This window comes from Deinococcus radiopugnans ATCC 19172, from assembly GCF_006335125.1.
GTDB lineage: Bacteria > Deinococcota > Deinococci > Deinococcales > Deinococcaceae > Deinococcus > Deinococcus radiopugnans.
The window spans coordinates 62,666-70,508 of the sequence record NZ_VDMO01000018.1 but is presented as its reverse complement, the minus strand read 5'-3'; the positions used below and the strand labels follow the sequence as shown (position 1 = coordinate 70,508).

At 70.6% G+C, this 7,843-nt stretch carries 6 protein-coding genes and 1 pseudogene; 4 read left to right on the top strand and 3 right to left on the bottom strand.

Features of this window, described 5'->3' with window-relative positions; translation table 11 throughout:
* Nucleotides 1-197 precede the first annotated feature (197 nt).
* A pseudogene (locus tag FHR04_RS15395) lies at nucleotides 198-659 on the bottom strand (CatA-like O-acetyltransferase); the annotation flags it as partial.
* A gap of 107 nt (nucleotides 660-766) precedes the next feature.
* On the opposite strand from FHR04_RS15395, the gene FHR04_RS15390 reads away from it, so the two are divergent.
* Complete coding sequence (locus tag FHR04_RS15390) at nucleotides 767-1,150, top strand: hypothetical protein (protein WP_039683748.1); 384 nt, start codon at nucleotides 767-769, stop codon at nucleotides 1,148-1,150.
* A gap of 80 nt (nucleotides 1,151-1,230) precedes the next feature.
* Here the strand turns inward: FHR04_RS15390 and FHR04_RS15385 are convergent, their stop codons facing one another.
* Nucleotides 1,231-2,178, bottom strand: a complete 948-nt coding sequence (locus tag FHR04_RS15385; RefSeq protein WP_039683746.1) for a carbohydrate kinase family protein — start codon at nucleotides 2,176-2,178, stop codon at nucleotides 1,231-1,233.
* 141 nt (nucleotides 2,179-2,319) lie between these two features.
* Complete coding sequence (gene rsmA / locus FHR04_RS15380; protein WP_139404186.1) at nucleotides 2,320-3,210, bottom strand: 16S rRNA (adenine(1518)-N(6)/adenine(1519)-N(6))-dimethyltransferase RsmA; 891 nt, start codon at nucleotides 3,208-3,210, stop codon at nucleotides 2,320-2,322.
* 231 nt (nucleotides 3,211-3,441) lie between these two features.
* Here rsmA and hrpB point away from each other — a divergent pair, with 231 nt between their 5' ends.
* The 3 genes from hrpB (at nucleotide 3,442) to wecB (ending at nucleotide 7,836) form a co-directional block, all read left to right on the top strand.
* Nucleotides 3,442-5,952 (top strand): ATP-dependent helicase HrpB, encoded by a 2,511-nt coding sequence (hrpB, locus tag FHR04_RS15375; protein ID WP_139404185.1) that lies wholly within the window; start codon nucleotides 3,442-3,444, stop codon nucleotides 5,950-5,952.
* Complete coding sequence (locus FHR04_RS15370) at nucleotides 5,907-6,593, top strand: class I SAM-dependent methyltransferase (RefSeq protein ID WP_139404184.1); 687 nt, start codon at nucleotides 5,907-5,909, stop codon at nucleotides 6,591-6,593. The genes hrpB and FHR04_RS15370 overlap by 46 nt, the downstream gene beginning before the upstream one ends.
* A 106-nt stretch (nucleotides 6,594-6,699) precedes the next feature.
* The gene (wecB, locus tag FHR04_RS15365) at nucleotides 6,700-7,836 is read left to right on the top strand and encodes a non-hydrolyzing UDP-N-acetylglucosamine 2-epimerase (RefSeq protein WP_139404183.1); all 1,137 of its coding nucleotides are present in this window, start codon (nucleotides 6,700-6,702) and stop codon (nucleotides 7,834-7,836) included.
* Nucleotides 7,837-7,843: the final 7 nt, after the last annotated feature.

Sequence of the window (7,843 nt, the reverse complement as noted above, 5' to 3'; positions counted from 1 at the left end):
CCCAGGTGAACCGCCTCAAGACCTTGAAACGGGGGATGTACGGTCGCGCGGGCCTGAATCTGTTGCGGGCCAGACTGCTCTACCGACCACTCCACTGAGGCTGCATCACCAAATGTGCGGAAGTTCCGTCGGCCCGCGCTTTCCTCGTACCGGCCCACCGTGAAAATGGGCAGCAGGTAGTCTGCCCCTTCCCCTAGATTCAACTCGAAAGCGCTGAAGCCCAGCCACGGCGCCACGGAGATATTCAGAACGTTGGGCGGCGTCCCTGGTTTGGGCCGGTAATCCGGGCTTGAGCCATATGCCCGGGCATCGGCGCGGTCATTCCTCAAAAACTCGTCGAAACCGCCGCCCAGCCTCGTCCACAGCGCCGAGAAGGTCTGCGTCTCTGGGTGGAAAACAGTGTACAGAGGCAGAATGCTGTCCCAGACGCCGGGCTGACCATCATCGCTCAATCCCATTCGCAGCGCGGGCAGGCGATTGACCACCGTGCAGATCACGTAGATCAGGACGGGGACGAAAGGCCTTCCCGCCTCCTGCACACGGCTTTTAAACGCCGTCACGTCTACAGGAACGGTGACGTTGAAGGCGCAGGGATTTTGACGGAAGTGCTGGTCAATCTGGCGGCGCGGCCAGGTGGTCAGGTCAAGAGGACGGAGCATCTCCGCACTGTAAGGGCCGGCAGACTGCCATCCGCCATCATGCCCATCCCCCCGAATCCGCCAGAAGGCTCAAGGCAGCCTGGGGCCAGATTTGCGACAATGGCCGTATGAATACTCCCACTCCGCAACAGGCACTGACCGAATTCCTGTCCTGCTGGCAGAAGCGGGACTATTCCAGCATGTCGCGGCTGCTGCCCGCGCACGGCACGCCGCCGAAAAAGCAGACGGTCAAGGCCACCAGGGAACTGTACGGCCCCCAGAAGCTGACCGGCTTCAATCTGCTGGCCGCCCGCGACACCGATCCTGCCGCCACCAACCTGGACGTGGAACTGCACTACCGCGAGGCCGGCGAACTGGAGGTCAAGCGCTGGCGCTTCCGCATGGTGTACGTCAACGACGCCGGGCAGCCGATTCCGCGCAACCAGCCGCTCGGAAGCTGGAAGCCGTACATTACCCGCGTGTTGCCGGACCCACCTGCACTGCGGGCCTGAGCCCCACGGCGCGATACAAAAATGGGGTGACCGGGGCAGTTTTCGCCCCGGTCACTCTTTTGCCTCCCACGCAGGGGGGCTTACTTCTTCTTGACTTTGGGAACCGCGACCGCCAGATCGGCGGCGGTGATGGGATGTTCCTGCGCGCCGAATCCGGTGGCGGCCAGCGCACCGGCGGCGTTGGCGGCGCGGGCACTCTCGGCCATGCTGGCCCCCGACAGCACCGCGTGGGCGAAGGTGGCGGTGAAGGTGTCGCCCGCGCCGGTGGAATCCACCACCACCGCGCCGGGCGGCGGCACGGCGTCCACCAGTTCGGTCTCGGTGGGGGTCCAGATGATGCTGCCCATCTTGCCCACCTTGACCACCACCCGCTGCGCCCCGGCCTCGCCCAGCTGCTTGAGGGCCGCGCTGATCGAGCGCGTGCTGGTCAGCGCCTGAAGCTCATGCTGGTTGAGGGTCAGGTAATCCGAGCGCAGCGCCTCGTCGCGCAGGCCGGTGCCCACCTTGTTGACCGCGCCGGTGCCCAGATCGATAAAGACCGGTACGGGTTTTTTGGCGCTGCGGGCGTACTCGATGGCCTGCAGGGTGAACTCGCGCTGCGGCCCCTCGATCAGGCCGTAGGCGTTGACGATCAGGGCGTCGCACGCCTCCACGTCTTTTTTCTTCAGTTTGGCCGGGTCCAGCTGGCGGTTGGCCGCGCCGTCGCTGATCATGGTGCGCTGGCCGTCGGCGGTCTGCATCAGGGTGATGGTGCTGGTCAGGTGGGTTGCGCTGCGCTGGATGGCCGCCTCGCTCACGCCGCTCTCGCGCACGCGGCTCAGGGCGTAGTCGGCAAAGGGATCGTCGCCCACGCAGGCCGCCAGCGTCACGGTGTGGCCCAGCCGGGCGAGTGTGACGGCGATGGTGCCGCCCGCGCCGCCGGGTTTCATGCTGGCGCGCTGGGGCGTCACTTCCTCGCCGGGCCGGGGCAGTTTGTTCAGGTGGTACAGGTGGTCAACGGTCACGTCGCCGATTACGTAGAACTTCAAGGGAAAACCTCCGGGGCAGGCCCCGTGTTGAGAACGTGATGTCGCGCGGGCAACGTCACTGAAAAGCCGGCACAACCGGGACGGGCAGCCCCGTGAGCGAAACGGTCAGACCAAGGTCTTGCGGACACAAATTCGTTGACGTTACCCTAGCACGCCCAGCCGCCCGGCCAGGTCCCGCAGGGTGTCCAGCGGCACGTCCTCGGCGCGCACGTCGGGGCGCAGACCCAGGGCCTCGAGCGCCGCGTCGATGGCCGCCCCCTGATGCCCGATCATCCGCAGGTTGTTGCGCAGGGTCTTGCGGCGGTGGCCCAGGGCCGATTCGATGAATTTCAGCAGCTCACGGGGGGGCAGCGGAGCGGAGCGGTCAAAATCCAGCCGGATCACGCTGCTGGTCACGTCCGGAGCCGGGAAAAACGCCCCTTTCGGCACGTCGCGGACATGCCTGACGCTGCCGTACAGCGCGGCCAGTGCGCTCAGAAAGCCGTAGTTATCGTCGCCCGGCTTCGAGGCCAGCCGCTGCCCCACCTCCTTTTGCACCAGCACGGTGGCCGACACGATGGCCGGCGCGTGCATGAAGCGCGACAGCAGCACGCCGGTGATGTAGTACGGCAGGTTGGCGACCACCCGCGTCCCCGGCGGCAGCGAGGCGTAGTCGAAGTCCAGCGCGTCGCCCCACACCACCTGCACGTCCAGCCCGGCCAGCGTCTCGGCCAGCACCGGGCGCAGCTTCTCGTCTTTCTCCAGGGCCGTGACCTGCGCGCCGCGCGTGGCGATCTCGCGGGTCAGCACACCCAGGCCGGGGCCGATTTCCAGCACCGGGGTGCCCTGGGCCGGGCCGCCGCTCAGGCCCGCCTCCGCGATGGCACGCAGGATGTTGCCGTCGATCAGGAAGTTCTGCCCCAGGCTCTTGGTGGGTCTCAGCCCGTGCTGGGTCAGCAGCTGACGCACCCGTGCGGGCGAGTACAGCGGGGCGCTGGGGGCGGGCGAAGGGCCGATGGGGTCGCTGGTGGGGGTGGGCAGGTCTGTGGTCATGGGGGCAGGGTCTCCGTGCGGGCGGCCCGCAGCGGAACTGTCAGGGCGCGTCAGTATACCCGTGCGCTGGCCGCGAGAAGGGGAGGGAGATGCCGTTGGCTCAGCCGGACACGGGCGTCTGGATATGGCCTGAGCCGGTAGGGTCCAGTCGCCCGCCTTTTCCTGAAGCTCTGATGGTGCTCGGCGGCGAACCTGTCCCGCCGACCGCGCCACTCCGCTACCATTCCTTCCATGCCTGCCGCGTCCTCCCCCTTGCCCATCGCCGAGGTGATCCCGGCGCTGCGCGCGGCCCTGGCGGCACACCCGCTGGTGGTGGTGCAGGCCCCGCCCGGCGCGGGCAAGAGCACGGCGTTGCCGCTGGACCTGCTGCAGGAGGATTGGCTGGCCGGGCAGTCGGTCATCATGTTGCAGCCCCGCCGGGTGGCGGCGCGGGCGGTGGCCTCACGGCTGGCCGAGGGCCTGGGCGAGGCGGTGGGGGAGACGGTGGGCTACCGCGTGCGCTTCGAGTCGCGCGTGTCGGCGCAGACCCGGCTGGAAGTCGTTACCGAAGGCATCCTGACCCGCCGCTTGCAACGGGACCCGGAACTGGCCGGCGTGGGGCTGGTCATTCTGGACGAGTTCCACGAACGCAGCCTGAACGCCGATCTGGCCCTGGCCCTGCTGCGCGAGGTGCAAGGCGCGCTGCGCGAGGACCTGCGCGTGCTGGTCATGAGCGCCACCCTGGACCCGGACCTGCCCGTCCGCCTGGGTGCCCCGCTGGTGGAAAGCGCGGGCCGCGCCTACCCGGTGGAAGTGCGCTACCTGCCCACGGACCCGGTGGGCCGCGTGGAGGACGCCGTGGCCCGCAAGGTCCGGCAGGCGCTGGCGGAAGATGAGGGCGACATCCTGGCCTTCCTTCCCGGCGTGCGCGAGATTCGCGGGGCCGCCGCGCAACTGACCGACAGCGGCGCGCTGGTGCTGCCGCTGTACGGTGACCTGAGCGTGAAAGAGCAGCGCCGCGCCCTGCTCCCCGATCCGGCGGGCCGGCGCAAGGTGGTGCTGGCCACCAGCATCGCGGAGACCTCGCTGACCATCGACGGCGTGCGGGTGGTGGTGGACGGCGGGCAGAGCCGCACCCAGGCGTTTGACCCGGCCACCGGCCTGACCCGCATGGTGACGGGCCGCGTGACCCGTGACAGCGCCACGCAGCGGGCCGGACGGGCAGGCCGCACCGCGCCGGGCGTGGCCTACCGCCTGTGGTCCGAGCGCACCCAGCCTTTGCTGCCGCCCGCCCGCCCCCCGGAGGTGCTGGAGGCGGACCTCGCGCCGCTGGTGCTGGAACTGGCCGCCTGGGGCGCGCCGGACCCCACCGCTCTGGCGTGGCTGGACGCGCCGCCGGCCCCGCGCGTGGACACGGCCCGGCTCCTGCTGCGCGGCTTGAACGCCCTGGACGACACGGGCCGCGTGACCCCCGAAGGTCAGCGCCTGCTGGAGTTTCCCACCCACCCGCGTCTCGCGCACCTGCTGACCGGCGGGGCGCAGGCGGGATTGGGGCCGCTGGCCGCCGATCTGGCCGCCCTGCTCGAAGAGCGCGATCCGCTGCCCCCCGGCTCCGGCGCGGACCTGACCGAGCGGGTGGCCGCGTTGCGGGACGGGCGGGCCGGACGGGGTGACCGGGGAGACGCCGCCGTGCTGGAGCGCGTCGAGCGGCTGTCCCGGCAGTGGCGGGGACTGCTGGGCGTGCGGCCCGACAACGCCGAACCCGATGCCTACGCTCTGGGCGAGCTGATTGCCCTGGCCTACCCCGAGCGGCTGGCCCTGGCCCGTGAGGTGCTGCCCGGCGGCGCGCGGGGCCGCTTCCTGCTGGCGGGCGGTCAGGGCGTGGCGCTGCCCGAGGGAGACGCGCTGGCCGGGGCGCCGGCGCTGGCGGTGGCCCATCTGGACGCCCGCGCCCTGAACCCACAGAACGCCGAGGGCCGAATCTATCTGGCCGCCCCGCTGGCCCTCTCGACCCTGGACGCCCGCGCAGGGTGGGCCGAGGCGGTGCGCTGGGACGCCCGCACCGGCACGCTGCTGGCCCAGCGCGAGCGCCGCGTGGGGGCGCTGATTCTCGAAACCCGCCCGCTGAAAGACCTGCCCGCCGAACTGCGGGTGGCGGCGCTGGCCGGGGCCATCCGCGCCGAGGGCCTGCACCTGCTGACCTTTTCCCGCGAGGCCGAAGCGCTGCGCGCCCGCGTGCAGTCGCTGCGCCACTGGCACCCCGAGGCCGACTGGCCGGACCTTTCCGACGCGGCGCTGCTGGATACCTTGGAAGGCTGGCTCGGCCCGGTTCTGGGCACGGCCCGCACGCGCGACGATCTGGGCCGACTCAACCTGCTGCCCGCCCTGGAGGCGTTGCTGCCCTGGCCGCTGCCGCAGCAGCTTGGGGACCTCGCGCCCACGCACCTGACTGTGCCCACCGGCAACCGCATTCGCCTGGAGTACCGCGCCGACGGTTCGCCGCCGATCCTGGCGGTCAAGTTGCAGGAACTGTTCGGGCTTGAGCAGACGCCTGCCGTGAACGGGGGCCGCACCCCGGTGCTGCTGCATCTGCTGTCGCCGGCCGGGCGGCCCGTGCAGGTCACGCAGGACCTGCGCAGCTTCTGGAACTCGTCGTATTTCGAGGTTCGCAAGGACCTGCGGGGCCGCTACCCGAAGCACCCCTGGCCGGATGACCCCTGGACCCACGCGCCGATGAAGGGAACGAAGCGGCGGGGCGTCTGACGTTCTGGCCCGCCGTCATCTCGGCCGCCTACGCCCCGCTGGGCTGGCGGCGGGCGCGGTTCGTGCTGAGCCTGATTCGTCCTCATCTGCCCGCCGGACCCGTGCTGGACCTGGGCGCGGGCACCGGCCACACGGCGGCGCTGCTGTCAAAAGAGGGCTGGGCCGTGACGATGGCCGACGTGCCCCCACACGCCGGGGCGCTGGGGCAGCGGCTGGTGGCCCGTCCCATCGCCGCGTGGTTGAGCCGGGACTTCGGGGTGCCGCATGTTCTGTACGGCGGCGCGGTTCTGCCCTTCGCGGACCGTTCCTTCGAGAGTGTCCTGCTGGCCTTCGTGCTGCACCACTGCCCCGACCCACAGGCGACCCTGCGCGAGGCGGCGCGGGTGTGCGGCGGGCCGGTGCTGGTGCTGGAGGACGGTGATGACATTCTGCCGGGCCGCCTCGAACGGCTGACGGACGCCCTAGTCAACCTGGAATTCGGTCACCCGCACGCCGAGCGCTCGCGCGCCGGATGGCTGGATCTGTTTGCCGCCTGCGGCCTGGGCGTGCGGCACGAGCACGGCTTCACCTCCCGCTTCGGCGGCCTGCGGCGCAGGCACCGGCTGTACGTTCTGCAATCTCTTGTAATGTGGCCGGGCTGACCACGCTGCCCGCCAGTCCCGGCGCGCTGGTCCGCACTGTTTCCCCCGTGGTCGCGGCGACGTTGCTGCCCGGCCCGCGTCTCGATGTCTTCTTCAAGGATGTGCCATGACTGACAAACGGATCGTTCTCGCCTTCGGGACCCGCCCGGAAGCCACCAAGATGGCCCCGGTGTACGCGGCGTTGGCCGCCCAGCCTGGACTGCAGCCGCTGATCCTGTCCACCGGGCAGCAGCGCCAGATGCTCGACGGCGCGCTGAACGTCTTCGGCCTGACCCCGGACCGTGACCTGAACGTGATGACCGAGCGCCAGACCCTCGCGGACCTGACCGCCCGCATCGTGCCGCAGGCCGGACGCGTGCTGCGCGAGATGGGCGCGGACCTGGTGCTGGTCCACGGCGACACCTCCACGTCGTTCTGTGTGGCCCTGTCGGCCTTTTACGAGGGCATTCCGGTGGGCCACGTGGAGGCGGGGCTGCGCAGCGGTGACCTGCAAGAGCCCTTCCCGGAAGAGGCCAACCGCCGCCTGACCGGCGTGCTGAGCGCGCTGGATTTCTCGCCCACCACGGGCAGCCGGGCCAACCTGCTGCGCGAGGGCAAGCCGGAGGCGGGCATCTTCGTGACCGGCCAGACCGCCGTGGACGCCGTGCGCGAGGTGGCCGGGCGCGTGCCGCTGCGCGCCGCGTGGCAGGCGCGCGTGGACGCCGGTCAGCCGCTGGTGACCGTGACCATGCACCGCCGCGAGAACCAGCCCATGATGCGTGAGATGGCGGGGGCGCTGGCAAACGTGGCGCAGGCGCACCCGGACCACCATTTCATCTACCCGGTGCACCTGTCGCCCGCCGTGCAGGAAGCCGTGCGTCCGGTGCTGCAGGGTCTGCCCAACTTCGAACTGACGGACCCTCTGGACTACAGCGACATGGCCCCGCTGATGGCGGCGTCAAAGCTGCTGGCCACCGACAGCGGCGGCCTGCAGGAGGAGGGCGCGGCGCTGGGCGTGCCGGTGGCGGTCCTGCGCAACGTCACTGAGCGTCCCGAGGGACTGGAAGCAGGCGTGCTGCGGCTGGCCGGCAATGACCCCGCGCAGCTTGAGACGGTCCTGAACGAGCTGCTGGACCGCCCCGCCACCCTGCAGGCCATGCGCGAGGCCCGCAATCCCTACGGCGACGGGCAGGCCTCCGGGCGCATTGCACGTGCCGTCGCTTGGCACTTCGGCCTGGGCGAGCGCCCGGACGACTGGCGCTAGAGCACGG

What these genes read in the sequence shown, in the direction of transcription:
- FHR04_RS15390 (WP_039683748.1), top strand. Translation starts at nt 767, where the DNA reads ATGAATACTCCCACTCCGCAACAGGCACTGACCGAATTCCTGTCCTGC.
- rsmA (WP_139404186.1), bottom strand. Translation starts at nt 3,210, where the DNA reads ATGACCACAGACCTGCCCACCCCCACCAGCGACCCCATCGGCCCTTCG.
- hrpB (WP_139404185.1), top strand. Translation starts at nt 3,442, where the DNA reads ATGCCTGCCGCGTCCTCCCCCTTGCCCATCGCCGAGGTGATCCCGGCG.
- wecB (WP_139404183.1), top strand. Translation starts at nt 6,700, where the DNA reads ATGACTGACAAACGGATCGTTCTCGCCTTCGGGACCCGCCCGGAAGCC.